The following is a 14,220-nucleotide window of genomic DNA, read 5'->3' as shown; positions in this document are numbered from 1 at the left end:
GGGAAGAGACCGACATGCCGACATGCCCGAACGGCCACCCGTCGGAGGCAGCGGACTGGTGCGAGGTGTGCGGCCACCGGATGTCGGCGGCCACGACCCCGCCCGGCCCCCCGGCCACCGTCCCACCGCCGCCCACCGCGCCGCCCGGGCAGCCCGGCGGCACCGGCGGCTACGGCTACCCGGGCGGCGACGCCACCGTCCAGGCGGAGCTCTGTCCGCAGTGCCGCACCCCCCGCGAGGCACAGGGCCCCTTCTGCGAGGAGTGCCGCTACAACTTCGTCACCCGGTCGGCGAACCCCTACGCCTCGCCGCCCCCGCCCCCGCAGCCCCTCCAGTCGGCACCGCCGCCCCCGGCGCAGCACACCCAGTCGCCGCCGAGCTTCGAGTACACCGGTTCCCGGCCGTCGAGGGTCAACCGCCCGGCCGAGCCGCTGGCGCCCTTCGGCGAGGACGACGACTGGGTGCTGGCCTCTCCGGACGCGGCGTCCGCAGCCCAGGGCGACCGGGCGGCCCCGGCGGCCGGGCACAATCCGTACACGTACGAGCCCTACGAGCCCTATGAGTACCAGGGGGCGCGAGGGACGGACGGGAGCGCCCCGCAGTCGGCGCCCCCGCCGCCGGGCGTGCCCGCGCCGACGGCGGGCTGGGTCGCGGTCGTCGCGCCCGACCGGGAGTACTTCCTGTCGATGATGAACCGCAGCGGCCCGGAGGCGGCGGGGCTGAACCTGCCCGCCTACTCCCCCGAGCTGCGCTTCCCCCTCGGCGGCCAGCAGGTCACCATCGGCCGGCGCCGGCACAGCACCGGGGAGTCCCCGGACATCGACCTGTCGCGTCCCCCGGAGGACCCGGGCGTCTCGCACCAGCACGCGATGCTGGTGCAGCAGCCGGACGGGGGCTGGGCCGTCGTCGACCAGGACTCCACCAACGGCACGACGATCAACGGTTCCGAGGACGCGATCCAGCCCTATGTGCCCGTGCCGCTGCGGGACGGGGACCGGGTGCACGTGGGCGCGTGGACGACGATCACGGTCCGGCGGGGCTGAGGAGCCGGAAGGGACGTAGGACTCCGGTCCTCGGCCGGGGGGTCTGAGACCATGGAGGCGTGAATGAGATTCCTCGCGGCACGCTTTCCGAGCAGACCTTCTACGAGCAGGTCGGCGGGGAGGAGACCTTCCGGCGCCTGGTCCACCGCTTCTACGAGGGTGTGGCCGGTGACCCGTTGCTGCGGCCGATGTACCCGGAGGAGGACCTCGGCCCGGCCGAGGAGCGGCTGGTCCTCTTCCTGATGCAGTACTGGGGCGGCCCCCGGACGTACAGCGAGAACCGGGGCCACCCGCGCCTGCGGATGCGCCACGCGCCCTTCGTCGTCGACCGCGCCGCCCACGACGCCTGGCTCCGCCACATGCGCGACGCGGTGGACGACCTGAAGCTGGCCCCCGAACTGGAGCGCCAGCTCTGGAACTACCTGACCTACGCGGCCGCGTCCATGGTCAACGCCCCGAGCTGACCGGTTTGTGGGCAGGCGTTCCGCAGGGCTGGGGGCACCTCCCAGCGGTAACCGGGGGAAGGTGGGGACGAACCACCCCACCGGGCCGCGCCCGAACCCCGCACCCGCCCCCTACGCGGGCGTGACCGTAAGGCCCCGCAAACCGCCGCCCCCAACGCTGACGGCAACCGACCCATAAGGCGTCCGCAACCGCAGCCACCCCCGCGCAGCGAAAAGCACCGGCGCCTCAGGCGCCGACGCGGCTGCCACAACCGGGCCGGCACCAGCCATCGCCCGCACAGGCCGCAAGAACCCCAGCGACTGCGCCGCATGCACAGCCCGCAACGGCAACCCGGTATCCCCGAGCGTCCGGGACCAGATCTCCCGCCCGATCCGATCGCGCTCGGCACGAGTACGCCGGTGCTCGGGCAGCGCCTCGTCCCGCGCGCGGAACTCGGCGACCGCCGCGGCCACCGCACCGCGCACGGCCTCCGCCGCCGGGAACCCCTCGATCCGTCGCCAGCCGCCGCGGGGCGGCAGGACACCGGCCCAGGGCGGTCCGGTGACGGCCTCGGGGACGGTGATCTCCAGCGTCCCCGAGGACGCCGGGGCACCGGCGTCGAGGGCATCCGCGAGCTGTCCCGCCGAGACGGTGACGTCCAGCGCGACGGGCTCGGCGAGCCGGGCCGTGCGAATGGCCAGGACCTCGAAGGACGGCGGACGCCCGAAGATGCCGAGGACACCGCCGCCCGCCTGGAGGCGGACGGCGGCGGCCCGGTCGTAGTGGATCAGCCGGGCCAGGAAGGCGGCCAGGTCGGCCGCCTCCCGGGCGTCGGCGAAGCACAGCCGTCGCGTCATGCGGCGACGGCTTCCCCGGAGGTCCCGGCGGGTTCGTCGGCGAACGTCTTGAGCAGTTCCTTCTCCTCGGCGGTGACCCGCCGGGGGCGGCCGCTCGCGAAGTCGAACGGGACGATCACCGTGGACGCCCGGACATAGACCTGCTCGGCGTCCTTGACCTCGTAGGAGACGGTCATGGACGCCGCGCCGACCTTGGTCACCCAGGTCTCGACGGTCACCGGCTCCGGCCGGTGGACCAGCGGGCGGAGGTAGTCGATCTCGTGACGGGCCACGACGGACCCGTCGACGAAGGATTCCTTGCCCGCTCCCGCCTTCAGCTGGTGGATGAGGTCGATCCGCGCCTCTTCGAGGTAGCGCAGGAAGACCGCGTTGTTGACATGGCCGTAGGCGTCCATGTCGGACCAGCGGAGGGGGCACGAGTAGATGTGGCGCGCCACGATCAGTCCCGGGTGAGCTTCTTGTAGGTGGCGCGGTGCGGACGGGCCGCGTCCGCACCGAGGCGCTCGATCTTGTTCTTCTCGTACGACTCGAAGTTGCCCTCGAACCAGAACCACTTGGAGTCGCCCTCGTACGCCAGGATGTGCGTGGCCACTCGGTCCAGGAACCAGCGGTCGTGGGAGACGACCACGGCCGCGCCTGGGAAGTCCAGCAGGGCGTTCTCGAGCGAGGAGAGGGTCTCGACGTCGAGGTCGTTGGTGGGCTCGTCGAGGAGCAGCAGGTTGCCGCCCTGCTTGAGGGTCAGCGCCAGGTTGAGGCGGTTGCGCTCACCACCGGAGAGCACACCGGCCGGCTTCTGCTGGTCCGGGCCCTTGAAGCCGAACGCGGAGACGTAGGCGCGGGAGGGCATCTCGACCTGGCCGACGTTGATGTAGTCCAGCTCGTCGGAGACGACGGCCCACAGCGTCTTCTTGGGGTCGATGTTGGCGCGGCTCTGGTCGACGTAGGAGATCTTGACGGTCTCGCCGACCTTGATCGTGCCGGAGTCCGGCTTCTCCAGGCCCTGGATCATCTTGAACAGGGTGGTCTTGCCGGCGCCGTTCGGGCCGATGACACCGACGATGCCGTTGCGCGGCAGGGTGAAGGACAGGTCGTCGATGAGGACCTTGTCGCCGAAGGCCTTGGAGAGGTTGCTGACCTCGACGACGATGCTGCCCAGACGCGGGCCCGGCGGGATCTGGATCTCCTCGAAGTCCAGCTTCCGCATCTTGTCGGCCTCGGCTGCCATCTCCTCGTAACGGGCGAGGCGCGCCTTGGACTTGGCCTGACGGCCCTTGGCGTTGGAGCGGACCCACTCCAGCTCTTCCTTGAGCCGCTTGGCGCGCTTGGCGTCCTTCTGGCCCTCGACCTTCAGACGGGAGGCCTTGTTCTCCAGGTAGGTGGAGTAGTTGCCCTCGTAGGGGTGGGCGCGGCCGCGGTCGAGCTCGAGGATCCACTCGGCGACGTTGTCGAGGAAGTAACGGTCGTGGGTGATCGCTACGACAGTGCCGGCGTACTTGGCCAGGTGCTGCTCGAGCCAGTTGACGGACTCGGCGTCCAGGTGGTTGGTGGGCTCGTCGAGGAGCAGCAGGTCGGGGGCCTCCAGCAGCAGCTTGCAGAGCGCGACGCGGCGCTTCTCACCACCGGAGAGGTTGACGACCGGCCAGTCGGCGGGCGGGCAGCCCAGCGCGTCCATGGCCTGCTCCAGCTGGGCGTCGAGGTCCCAGGCGTTGGCGTGGTCCAGGTCCTCCTGAAGCTTGCCCATCTCCTCGAGCAGCGCGTCGGAGTAGTCGGTCGCCATCAGCTCGGCGATCTCGTTGAACCGGTCGAGCTTGCCCTTGACCTCGGCGACGCCGTCCTGGACGTTCTCCAGCACGGTCTTGTTCTCGTCGAGCTCCGGCTCCTGCATCAGGATGCCGACGCTGTAGCCGGGCGACAGGAACGCGTCGCCGTTGGACGGCTGCTCCAGGCCCGCCATGATCTTCAGGACGGTGGACTTACCGGCACCGTTGGGGCCGACCACACCGATCTTCGCACCGGGCAGGAAGCTCAGCGTCACGTCATCGAGGATGACCTTGTCGCCGTGCGCCTTGCGCGTCTTGCGCATGGTGTAGATGTACTCAGCCAAGAGAAACCGTCCGGCAATCGAGAGGGGCCAATGTGCGGCTCCGCCGCGTGAGGGCAGATACACCCCATCTTGCCGTACGGGAAGCCTTGGGCGGAAACGCGTTGTGGGCGACGTGCCGGTGACCGAGCGGAATCTCACGGTCACCGACCGTCGCGATCCGGGGCGTGCTACTGGCCGGACGGCTCCTTCCTGCGGAGCAGGAAGACGGCGCCGCCGCCGACCACGATGAGAACGATGGCCAGGCCCGCGATCTTGGGCGTGGCGGTGCTGCCGCCGGTGCCGGCGAGGTCGCTGCCGACCGAGCCGCCGGAGCCGTGGCCGACGGAGCCGGCGGGCCCCTTCGCCGGGGTGGGGCTCGGCGAGGCCGTGGGCTTGCCGGGGCCGCTCATGACGTTGGCGGGCGTCGCCGTCCGGCAGTCGAGGATCCCGGAGAACGTCTTCGAGAAGCCGTTGGGACCGGTGACGGTGATCTTGTAGGGCTGGTCCTCGCCGACCTTCACCAGCGCGGCGTCGGTGCCGCCGGGCGCGACGGTGTGCTTCCTGCCGTCCAGGTCGAAGGTCCAGGGCTGGTCGCCCTTGTTCACCGCGGTGATCTCCACACCGCCCTTGGCGCAGTTCACCTGGGCGCTGACCGCGGGTATCGCGCCCTTGACGGCCCAGCTCGCCGTGGCGCCGGCGGACACGGTGCTCTCGCTGGAGCCGGCCAGGATCAGGGACTGCGTCTTGGTGTGGTCGCCGACGAAGACCCGGCCGACCGGGACCTTGGTGCTGGCCGTGGCCCTGAGCGTGGTGGAGCCGTCGGGGGTGCCGGCCGGGACGTCGAAGTAGAGCTCGGTGCCGTTGGTCGTGGTGGTGACCGGCTTGCCGTCCTTGTCGACGATCTTCACGCCCTTGCCGGCGGCGTCGGTGGAGGGGGCGACGGTGACGCTGCCCGCGCCGGTGCGGACCGTGACCGGCCCGAGGCGCCCGCCGGCCTTGCCGGAGACGGCCGGCGGGGTGAGCGTCAGGGACGCCTTGGGCTCCTCGGTGTCCTCCGCGCTCTTGTAGAGGTAGTCGGCGAGCTTCTGGGCCGCGGGGTTCCCGGCGTCCACGCCGACGCCGTCCGAGTAGCGCCAGATGGCGACCTGGGTGCCCGCGGCGGCGGTGTTGGCGTCGAGGGTGTCGGCGCCGGAGGCCTTGGCGAGCGCGCTGAGATCGTTGACCTGCGGGTAGGAGTGCTCCAGGATCCAGCGGATCCTTCCCGCGTTCTTGTTGGCGTGCAGGGGCGACTCGCCCCAGCCGGTCTCCCGGTACCTCGCGCCGTCGACGGTGCTGGTGCGGATGTCGACGCAGTAGGTCTGGAGCGTTCCGCCGCCGTCGACCTTCATCTCGAAGAGGCCGGCCAGGACGTTCCGGCCCTGCCCCTCGCGCAGGACGGCCGGGCCGCCGGCCGTGATCCGGCCGAGCGTGGCGGACACACCGCCCTGGCTCCGCGGCGCCTCGTCCGCGGCCGCGGCGCCCGCGGTGGCGGCCGCACCGGCGACGGCCAGCCCGGCCGTCAGCACCACCGCGGCAAGACGGGCGGCGCCCCGTCTCGTGACAGAGTTCATGGATTTCCTTTCGGGCGCGGTGCGGATCACGCGAGACCGGCTCCGGGTCGTCGCGGACGCACCCCGCAGGGCAACTCAAAACTCAGCAGCCCCCGTTGCTATGGAGGGTGATCTTAGGGATCGGTGATCACCTGAAAGTCGCACATACCTTCGGATGGCGGTTCCGAATCGGAATCGTTACCGCCGCAAGGTTTCCGGTCCGGGATTGTCGATAAATCGCCGGTACAAACACCGCATTTCAGAGGGGTGCCCCGGCCGCGACCGTCGCCTCTGCCGCTTCGGTCAACGACGCCCCGGCGCCGCCCCCGGCGACCATCCGCACCGGCTCGATCGGCAGCGGCCTGGCCGGTGACACTCTGCGGAACGCCGACGTACCGCGCGTGAGGTCATGGCCGATGGACACAGCGTCAATGTCCGCCGAGAACCAGCGCTTCCCCTCGCGCTCCTGATCCTGGATGCGCAACTTTCCCTGCACGATGAGCGGTTCGCCGACCGACACGGAGCCCACCACGTTCGCCGCCAGCGTCCGCCACGCCCACACCGTGTAGAAGCTCGTGTAGGCGTCCGCCCACTCCTCCCGCTGCCGGTCCCAGCGACGCACCGTCGCCGCCAGCCGGAAGCGCGAGACGGCCGCGCCGTTCGCCGCCTCCCGGTAGTCGGGCTGCGAGGCCACATTGCCCACGACCGTCACCAGCGTCTCGTTCACCCTGAACGCCTCCCCCGTCGCTCATGGACCGCGAGGCCCTGCCCCCGCCGGTCCGTGAGCCCATAGTGACCGTGATCGGCAAGGCCCGCCGAGGGCTGTGGACAACCCCGCGGTTGTGCACAACTCCGTCACCCACAGGGGCCCGACCTCCCACCCCAGGCCTCCCACCCCAGGCCTCCCACCTCAGGCCTCCCGTCTCAGCCCTCCCCCGCGGCGATGACGAACTGCGCCCGCACCTCCCGGTACCGCAGCAGCTCCGCCGCCACCGGCTCCAGCACCCGGGCCCGCCCGCAGCCCGCCGCCGCGCTCCGCAGCCGGTGCTCCGTCTCCAGCCCGTACCCCCGCGCCGGCCCCCGCGCCGCCAGCCGTCCGCACCACGCCAGCACCGGACCGCCCACACCACCGCCGGACATCAGCACCACCGGCACCCACCACGGCCCGCCGAACTCGCCCATGAACGCCCCCACCAGCCACGCCAGCCCCATCAGTTGAAACGCCGACAGCGCGCCCTGCCCCGCCGCCACCGCCGCCCACCACCGGGGCCGTACCGCCCGCGCCCCCGCGCCCCCGCGCGTACGCCCGGGGCCCGCGTCCGCGTCCGTGGGCCAGACGCCCGTCCGGCCGCCGTCCGCGCCCGCCACGCCGCCCGGGGGCGGTCCGCCCACGCGCCGGGTGCCCGGCACCAGGGCCGTGGCCGAGGCGGCGGCCACCCCGTCCAGCGCCTCCGCGAGGCCCTCCGCGCCCCGGCCCGCAGCCTCGCGGACCGCCTGGGCCCAGGGGCCGGGCAGCCCGGCGGACGCCTCGTACGCCAGCGTGCGCACCGCCTGCTCGACCAGCGGCCGGGACGCCGTCCGGCGCGGCGCGGACGCGCCGCCCGCGAGCCCGCCCGTGTCCCTGCCACCGGTGTCGTGGCCGTCGCCGGCGAGCACCGCCCGGCCGGCGGAACCCAGGCCGAGGAGCCCCTTGCACCGCTCGTAGCCGTAGCGCAGCCGCGTCCACGTCGTCCCGCACGCCCGCTCGGCGTCCCGGCGCCACGCCCGCTCCGCCGCCAGGCCGGCCGCCTGGGCGCCCACCGCCTCCGCCAGGCGGTCCTCGAACTCCTGCCGCGCCCGCTCCGTCAGCCCCGGCCGTACGTCCGTCACATACGCCGGGCGCAGTCGCGCGGACACGCCGTTCACGTCCGCCGTCAGCCGCAGTTCGGCGGCGTTGCGGCGGGCGACGAACGCGCCCAGCGCCTCGCGCAGTTCGCCCACGCCCGCCCCGGTCAGCGCCGACAGGGCCATGACCGACGCGCCGGGCTCGCCGTACTCGCCGAGCGCCAGGCCGTCCTCGTCCAGCAGCCGCCGCAGGTCGTCCAGGACCTGGTCCGCGGCGTCGGCGGAGAGCCGGTCGACCTGGTTGAGCACGACGAACGTGACCTCCGCGTACCCGGCCAGCGGCCGCAGGTAGCGCTCGTGCAGCACGGCGTCCGCGTACTTCTCCGGGTCCACCACCCAGATCACCGCGTCCACCAGGGCGAGCAGCCGGTCCACCTGTTCCCGGTGCCCGGTGGCCGCCGAGTCGTGGTCCGGCAGGTCGAGCAGGACGAGCCCGCCGAGCGCCGGATCGTAGGGGCGTACGGGCGTACGACGGGTCCTGGCCGGGATGCCCAGCCGGTCCAGCAGCCCCTCCGCGCGGTCGCTCCAGGCGCAGGAGACGGGCAGCGCGGTGGTCGGCCTGCGCACCCCGGCCTCCGAGAGCTGGGCCCGGGCCAGGGCGTTGAACAAGGTGGACTTGCCGCTTCCGGTCGCCCCGGCGATGGCGACCACCGTCAGGTCCAGGGAGTGGCGGTGACGGGCGGCGGCCTCCTCCAGCACCCGGCTCGCCTCGGCGAGCGTGCGCCGGTCCAGTCTTGCGCGCGACAGCCCGACCAGCTCGCGCAGGGCGTCCAGCCGCGGCCGCAGCGCCAGGCCGACGGGTGAGGGGGGCGCGGCGACGCGGGGCACGGGGGAGGAGGACGGGTCCACGAGCGGGGTCGTACGCCCGGGGCGCGGGGTGGGCTCGGGGCGTACGCGGCGTGCGATCACGCCGTCGTACCAGTAGCGCTCGCCGTTGCCGTTGCCGCCGCCGTTGCCGCCGCCCCGCCCGTCCGCTCCGTTCCTGGGAGCCGGGCCGGGAGCCGGGCCCGGGGCCGCGCCGGTGGCGGCGCCCGGGGCGGTGCCCGGAGGTACGTCGGGGGTCATGGCGGTCACCTCTCCTTCTGCAGCAGGGACAGCGCGGCGATGAGCTCGACCTGGTGATCGGGGGTCATCTCCAGGGCCTCCAGGGGTGCCGCCCTGCGGTCCCGTTCGGAGTCGAGGACCTGTTCCAGACAGCCGGTCAGCAGTTCGGCCCCGCGGTCGCGCAGGCGCAGGGCGCGCTGGGCGCCGAACGTCCCGGCAAGCTTGTCGCCGGCCCGGCCCGCCCGGCGGCCGCCCAGCAGCTCCGCCGCGAGGAGCGCGGCGGTCCGTTCGCTCTCGGTCCCCCGGTCGCGCTCGGCGGCGCGGACCTCCTCCTCGGCGATCTCCTCCAGGCAGCGCCGCCAACGGCGCACGGCCACCCCGATCCTGGCCCGCGCGCCGTCGGGGTCGGCGGGCGCGAGGGCGGCCGCCGCCACCGGGTCCTCGGCGCAGGCCGCGGCGATCTCCTCGTCGGCGGCGTCGGCGGCGCAGCTCAGCAGCGCGACGACGGAGCCGGCCAGCGCGGTCAGCAGTTCGTCCGGGGTGCTGTCGTGGGAATAGCCGCGCCAGTGGGTGAGGGCGTCCCCGGCCAGCGCCTCCCCCGCCGCGATCTCCCGCCGTACCCGCTCGACCGCCCGCCCGTACGCGTCCTCGACCCGCTGGAGGGTTCGTACGGCCACCGCGTGCTGGACGGCCGAGGCGCCGGCCAGTCCCGGCAGCCGGGATCCCAGTGAGGAGAGCACTCCGCGTGCGGTGCGCGCTGTCGCGACGAGCCGGGCCGCCGGGTCCTCGGCGCGCTGGGCGAGCCAGGTGCGCAGTCCGGCGACGGCGGTGGCGGGCAGCAGACCGCTGCCGTCGGCGGATTCGGGCAGTTCGGGGATGGTGAAGCGGGGGACGTCGCCCAGGCCCGCGTTCTCCAGCAGCGCGTCGTACTGCCGGGACACCTCGACGGCCACCTGGTGCGGCACCCGGTCCAGCACGGTGACGAGCGTGACGTCGTACTCCTTGGCCGTGCGCAGCAGGTGCCAGGGCACCGCGTCGGCGTACCGCGTCGCGGTGGTGACGAGCACCCAGATGTCGGCCGCGCAGATCAGGGAGGCGGCGATCTCCCTGTTGCCGGCGACGAGGGAGTCGATGTCGGGCGCGTCCAGCAGCGCCAGCCCGCGCGGCAGGGCGCGGTCGGTCTCGATCCGCAGGGCGGGCGGCCCGTCCTCCGGCGGCTCCGGCTCCGCGGCGGCCGCGGCCTCCTCGCCCGCCGCCTCCGCCTCGAACGCCCCGGACGCGCCGTCCTGCGCGGGCACCCAGATCCGCTGGAGCCTGGGCAGCACCCGGGGCCCGGCGAACCAGTGGTGGTCGTCCGGATGACAGACCAGCACTGGCGTACGGGTTGTCGGCCGCAGCACCCCCGCTTCAGTGACCCTCCGCCCCACGAGTGAGTTGACCAGAGTGGACTTGCCGGCTCCCGTGGACCCCCCGACCACCGCCAGCAACGGCGCTTCGGGGGCGCACAGGCGGGGCACCAAGTAGTCGTCGAGCTGCGCGAGGAGCTCGGCCCGGTTTCGGCGGGCGCGGGCGGCGCCGGGAAGGGGGAGCGGGAAGCGTGCGGCGTCCACGCGATCACGCAGTGCGGACAGCGCGTCAAGCAGTCGGGGCCGTACGTCCAAGGTCGCCACACGTGCAGAATGCCCAATTCTGGGGTGATTTTGAAACATATAGGCCATGGCGCGCGAGGCGTGGCGTATGTGGCCCAGGCATAACGAGTGCACAACACCCGGTACCAAGTGCGTCAAAAACGATGCGAAAATCGCACCTGCCTGCGATTATCAGGACCGCTTCACCGAACCTCCACATCGTGTCACGGAGGTGAAGCAACCGGGACGAGGTACGCGGAGCCCTATCCTTGTCCCCGGCAAGGTCACGGCACCACCGAGCCCGGGGCTTCAGCCGTCCGCGACCGCCGTACACACCGGCCCCCGTAGCTCAGTGGATAGAGCAGGTGCCTTCTAAGCACTTGGCCGCAGGTTCGAGTCCTGCCGGGGGCGCTCTTCGTCCAGTCGGGACGTTTCTTCTCCTCCCCCTCCCCCACCGCCTTCCCGTCCTCCACAGGACCCGGTTCGGCATGCCCGCCGGTCTGTACACTCGACCCCGTTTCAGGGGGCTTGGGGGGGCCGTCTTCCGGTTGTCGTGAGCAAAGGGAGCGGGGCAATGACGCGTGGCGGCGAGGGGACAGTGCAGCACCTGGTCGGGGAGGGGTGAGCCGACGGTGCCCGCGATCGCGAGGGAGGGGGTACGTCGTGGCCAATAAGCATGTGCGGGCCATGGCCGAGAAGCTCGTCGCCCGGCTTCCCGAACTGCCCCAGCCATGGGACGTCGAAGAGCTCTGCCAGGCGCTGGGGCGGGCCCGGGGAAGGGCATTGAAGCTCCACTCCGCCGACCTTCCGGCACTGCCGTTCGGGATGTGGTACGACGACGGCGCGACCGACCACATCATCATCCGCTCGTCCGCGACCGGCTACTACCGCGACCACATCGTGCTGCACGAGATCTGCCACATGCTCGCGGGTCACGGGACCGCCCTCCAGGAGGTGTTGAGCGGTCCGGGCTCGGGGTCGGGCATGGACGGGCAGCGGGCCAAGGGCAAGTCGTGCAACGACGCCGAGGAGGAGCTGGCGGAGACGTTCGCCTCGCTGGTGCTGAGGATCGCCGGACAGATGCGGCCCAAGGGCATCAGCGCGGTGGAGCGGCAGGCGGAGAGCCTTCTCGGAGCCGGCCGTGCATAACGTTCCCGCGTGGGTCGAGACGCTGCGAGGGGTCATCCTCCTGATCGCGTGGACCGTGCTGGTCCTGCGAATACCCGCCCTGCGCCGGCCGCCGCAGCGCCCGGTGTGGCTCGCGCTGGCAGTGCTGGCGACCGGCTCGCTGGTGATCCAGGCGGAGGTGGGCAGCTGGGTCGACAAGGTCACCGGGGTGCCCAAGACCGGTGAGCTCGCCGTCGCGCTGGTGGCCCTCACGGACTTCGCGTTCGTGTGGTGGCTCGCCGTGGCGCTGGCCGCTGCGGGGCGCACCGTCCCCGCGTGGCTGCGCCGGGCGCCGGTGGTCTGCGCGGCCTCGATGGCGGCGCTCGCCTTCGCCTTCTTCGCCGTCACCCCCGCGCCCGACCGGTTCGGGGCGCGGGCGCACGGCTGGTGGGCCGGGTACGCGGTCGTGTGGATCGCGTACGGGCTGATCACGGCGGTGGGGGCGGCCGCGGTCTTCTGGCGGCACGGTGTCGCGATGCGCAGCCCGGTGCTGCGCGTCAGTGTGCTGGCGCTCGCCGTGGGCACCAGCGCGGAGGTGCCCTATCTGGTGATCCGCTGCGTCCGGTGGTTCACGGAGGCCCCGGGGGCGCTCGCGCTGGCCGGATTCTGGTGCTCCTTCGCGCGGTTCGTCCTCGTCGCCCTCGGGTGCTCGCTGGCCGCGCTGGAGCCGCTGCGGCAGGTGTCCCTGTACTGGTACCGCCGGCAGCGGCTGTACGGGCTGTGGCTGCTGCTGCGGCGCGCGACGCCCGAACTCACCGTGGCGGCGCCCCCGTCGCGAAGGACGGACCTGCTGGCGTTCGACAGTGCGTGGGAGCGGCTGCACCAGCGGGTCATCGAGATCCACGACAGCATCACGTTCCTGCACGACGGCTGGGCATCGCCGGAGCTCCTCTACGAGGCCGGGGAGGCGACGGGCGCCCCGCCGTACTCCGGTGGCCCGGGGCAGTCGCGCCTCGTCCAGCGGCAGCGGCTGACGGCCACCGCCTGCTGGATCGAGGTGACCCGGCGGGAGGCGGCGGCCGGAGCGGACAAGCTCTACCACAAGGAGCTCGACAAGGACCTGCTGCCGGAGGTCCTCGCCGACAGGTCGACCGTGCACCGCGAGATCCGCCGGATGCTGCGGCTGCACCGGGCGCTGCGCTCCCGTACGGTCGGCTCCTTCGCCGACGGCTTCCGGCCCGAGGCGCCGTCAGCGGTGGCCGCCGGCTCCTGACGTACCGGCTGCTCTTTACGCGTCGGCCCGGCCGCTCTTCACGCGTCGGCCTCCTCCGGCAGGGCGCCGGCGACCCGCCGTCCCGCGCGGTGGACCGCGCGGACGCGGGAGAGCGCGCCGAGGTCGTGCACCGGGTTCCCGGCCACCGCGAGCAGGTCGGCGTCGTGGCCGGGGGCGATGCGGCCCTTGCGGTCCGCGAGCCCGCAGGACGCGGCGGCGAGCGAGGTGACCGATGTGAGGGCCTCGGTGTTGGTGGCGACCTGCGAGGCGAAGTACACGAGGTCCGCGGGGAGCACGTCGTGCGGCTTGTGCGCGTTGATGCCCGCGTCGGTGCAGCAGACGACGCGCACGCCCCGGCGGTGCATGTACGCCTGGTTCTCCCAGTAGGGCTCGATGGTCCGCAGCACCTCGTCGGGCATGCCCGCGCGGGGTTTGACGACCGTGCAGCCGACGAAGGTGCCGGCGGCGGCCATCGCGTCGACCGTCGTGGGGTCGAGGCGCACCCCGTGCGGGGTCATGAACGTGCAGTGCTCGATGCCGTCGGCCCCGGCGGCCACGGCGTCCGCGATGCCCGCCGCCGCGTGCGCGTGGGCGACGACGGGCAGCCCCCGGCCGTGCGCGGCGTCGGTGACGGCCCGCAGCTCGGCCAGGGTGTACTGGGAGCCGCCGGGGTTGGAGCCGGTCGTGGACATCCCGCCCGTCGCCATGATCTTGACGAGGTCCGTGCCGTGCTCGGCCCGGTCGACGACGGCGGCGACCGCCTCGTCCGTCCCGTCGGCCTCGCCGCCCAGGTACCAGCAGTGGCCGCTGCTACGGGTGAGGGGCGGGCCTGCCGCCACGATCCGGGGGCCCGTACCTTCCTCGGCGAACTCCTCGCGCAGCCGCAGCGACAGATAGCCCCGGTCGCCCAGGTCCCGGATCGTGGTGATCCCGGCCCGCAGGGCCCGGGTGGCGTGCTCGCGCATCCGGGCGAGCACGGTGACGTCGTCGTCGTGGCACATCTGCTGCTCGGTGGCGCCGCCCGCCTCGAAGGCCAGATGGCTGTGGGCGTCGATCAGGCCCGGCAGCAGCGTGGCGTCCCCGAGGTCCGTGAGCGGCACTCCCTCCGGCGGGTTGGCGCCGGTGAGGTCGACATCGGTGATCAGGCCGTTCTCGACCAGGACCAGCACCGGGCCGCTGTGGGCCCGTTCACCGTCGAAGAGGCGTGCGGCGCGTATGGCCGAGCGGGAGTCGTCCACGAGCTGTGCTCCAAGTGTCTGTCGTCGGCC

The 14,220-nt window shown here is 73.1% G+C and carries 12 protein-coding genes and 1 tRNA gene; 5 read left to right on the top strand and 8 right to left on the bottom strand.

Annotated features, from left to right (window positions below):
- Nucleotides 1–14: 14 nt before the first annotated feature.
- Both AB0E98_RS24405 and AB0E98_RS24400 read left to right on the top strand, forming a co-directional pair.
- Entirely contained in the window at nt 15–1,043 is a 1,029-nt protein-coding gene (locus AB0E98_RS24405; protein ID WP_361706198.1) for an FHA domain-containing protein, read from the top strand.
- A gap of 59 nt (nt 1,044–1,102) precedes the next feature.
- On the top strand, nt 1,103–1,507 hold the full coding sequence (locus AB0E98_RS24400) for a globin (protein ID WP_361706196.1): 405 nt from the start codon (nt 1,103–1,105) through the stop codon (nt 1,505–1,507).
- 111 nt (nt 1,508–1,618) lie between these two features.
- Here the strand turns inward: AB0E98_RS24400 and AB0E98_RS24395 are convergent, their stop codons facing one another.
- The 7 genes from AB0E98_RS24395 to AB0E98_RS24365 form a co-directional block, all read right to left on the bottom strand.
- Entirely contained in the window at nt 1,619–2,344 is a 726-nt protein-coding gene (locus AB0E98_RS24395) for a hypothetical protein (RefSeq protein ID WP_361706193.1), read from the bottom strand.
- The gene (locus AB0E98_RS24390; RefSeq protein WP_311611146.1) at nt 2,341–2,781 is read right to left on the bottom strand and encodes a thioesterase family protein; all 441 of its coding nucleotides are present in this window, start codon (nt 2,779–2,781) and stop codon (nt 2,341–2,343) included. The genes AB0E98_RS24395 and AB0E98_RS24390 overlap by 4 nt, the downstream gene beginning before the upstream one ends.
- 2 nt (nt 2,782–2,783) lie before the next feature.
- Nucleotides 2,784–4,448 (bottom strand): energy-dependent translational throttle protein EttA, encoded by a 1,665-nt coding sequence (gene ettA / locus AB0E98_RS24385; RefSeq protein WP_361706190.1) that lies wholly within the window; start codon nt 4,446–4,448, stop codon nt 2,784–2,786.
- 167 nt (nt 4,449–4,615) lie between these two features.
- On the bottom strand, nt 4,616–6,037 hold the full coding sequence (locus AB0E98_RS24380) for a Cys-Gln thioester bond-forming surface protein (protein WP_361706188.1): 1,422 nt from the start codon (nt 6,035–6,037) through the stop codon (nt 4,616–4,618).
- A gap of 238 nt (nt 6,038–6,275) precedes the next feature.
- Nucleotides 6,276–6,743, bottom strand: a complete 468-nt coding sequence (locus AB0E98_RS24375; protein ID WP_361706185.1) for a single-stranded DNA-binding protein — start codon at nt 6,741–6,743, stop codon at nt 6,276–6,278.
- Between the two features lie 197 nt (nt 6,744–6,940).
- Nucleotides 6,941–8,965 carry a GTPase gene (locus AB0E98_RS24370; RefSeq protein ID WP_361706182.1) on the bottom strand — a complete coding sequence of 675 codons (2,025 nt, stop codon included), beginning with the start codon at nt 8,963–8,965 and terminating at the stop codon, nt 6,941–6,943.
- A gap of 5 nt (nt 8,966–8,970) precedes the next feature.
- Nucleotides 8,971–10,605 (bottom strand): dynamin family protein, encoded by a 1,635-nt coding sequence (locus tag AB0E98_RS24365; protein ID WP_361706454.1) that lies wholly within the window; start codon nt 10,603–10,605, stop codon nt 8,971–8,973.
- Between the two features lie 305 nt (nt 10,606–10,910).
- Here AB0E98_RS24365 and AB0E98_RS24360 point away from each other — a divergent pair.
- The 3 genes from AB0E98_RS24360 to AB0E98_RS24350 all read left to right on the top strand — a co-directional run bounded on the left by AB0E98_RS24360 (nt 10,911) and on the right by AB0E98_RS24350 (nt 12,952).
- Nucleotides 10,911–10,983 (top strand) — tRNA-Arg (locus tag AB0E98_RS24360).
- Between the two features lie 252 nt (nt 10,984–11,235).
- Nucleotides 11,236–11,721, top strand: a complete 486-nt coding sequence (locus AB0E98_RS24355) for a hypothetical protein (RefSeq protein WP_361706180.1) — start codon at nt 11,236–11,238, stop codon at nt 11,719–11,721.
- Nucleotides 11,714–12,952, top strand: coding sequence for a DUF6545 domain-containing protein (locus AB0E98_RS24350; RefSeq protein WP_361706178.1), 1,239 nt, complete (start codon nt 11,714–11,716; stop codon nt 12,950–12,952). Before AB0E98_RS24355 ends, AB0E98_RS24350 begins: the two co-directional genes overlap by 8 nt.
- 38 nt (nt 12,953–12,990) lie before the next feature.
- On the opposite strand, the gene AB0E98_RS24345 is transcribed toward AB0E98_RS24350, so the two are convergent.
- A complete protein-coding gene (locus AB0E98_RS24345; RefSeq protein WP_361706175.1) occupies nt 12,991–14,190 on the bottom strand; it encodes an amidohydrolase family protein in 1,200 nt (399 codons plus the stop codon).
- Nucleotides 14,191–14,220 lie beyond the last annotated feature (30 nt).

The organism is Streptomyces sp. NPDC037389 (assembly GCF_040636475.1).
Taxonomy (GTDB): domain Bacteria; phylum Actinomycetota; class Actinomycetes; order Streptomycetales; family Streptomycetaceae; genus Streptomyces; species Streptomyces hesseae.
The sequence above is the reverse complement of the archived record's forward strand: the minus strand, read 5'-3'. Positions and strand labels throughout refer to the sequence as shown.

Coding starts and splice junctions, on each gene's coding strand:
- AB0E98_RS24380 (WP_361706188.1), bottom strand. CDS start 6,037: ATGAACTCTGTCACGAGACGGGGCGCCGCCCGTCTTGCCGCGGTGGTG.
- AB0E98_RS24395 (WP_361706193.1), bottom strand. CDS start 2,344: ATGACGCGACGGCTGTGCTTCGCCGACGCCCGGGAGGCGGCCGACCTG.
- AB0E98_RS24370 (WP_361706182.1), bottom strand. CDS start 8,965: ATGACCCCCGACGTACCTCCGGGCACCGCCCCGGGCGCCGCCACCGGC.
- AB0E98_RS24405 (WP_361706198.1), top strand. CDS start 15: ATGCCGACATGCCCGAACGGCCACCCGTCGGAGGCAGCGGACTGGTGC.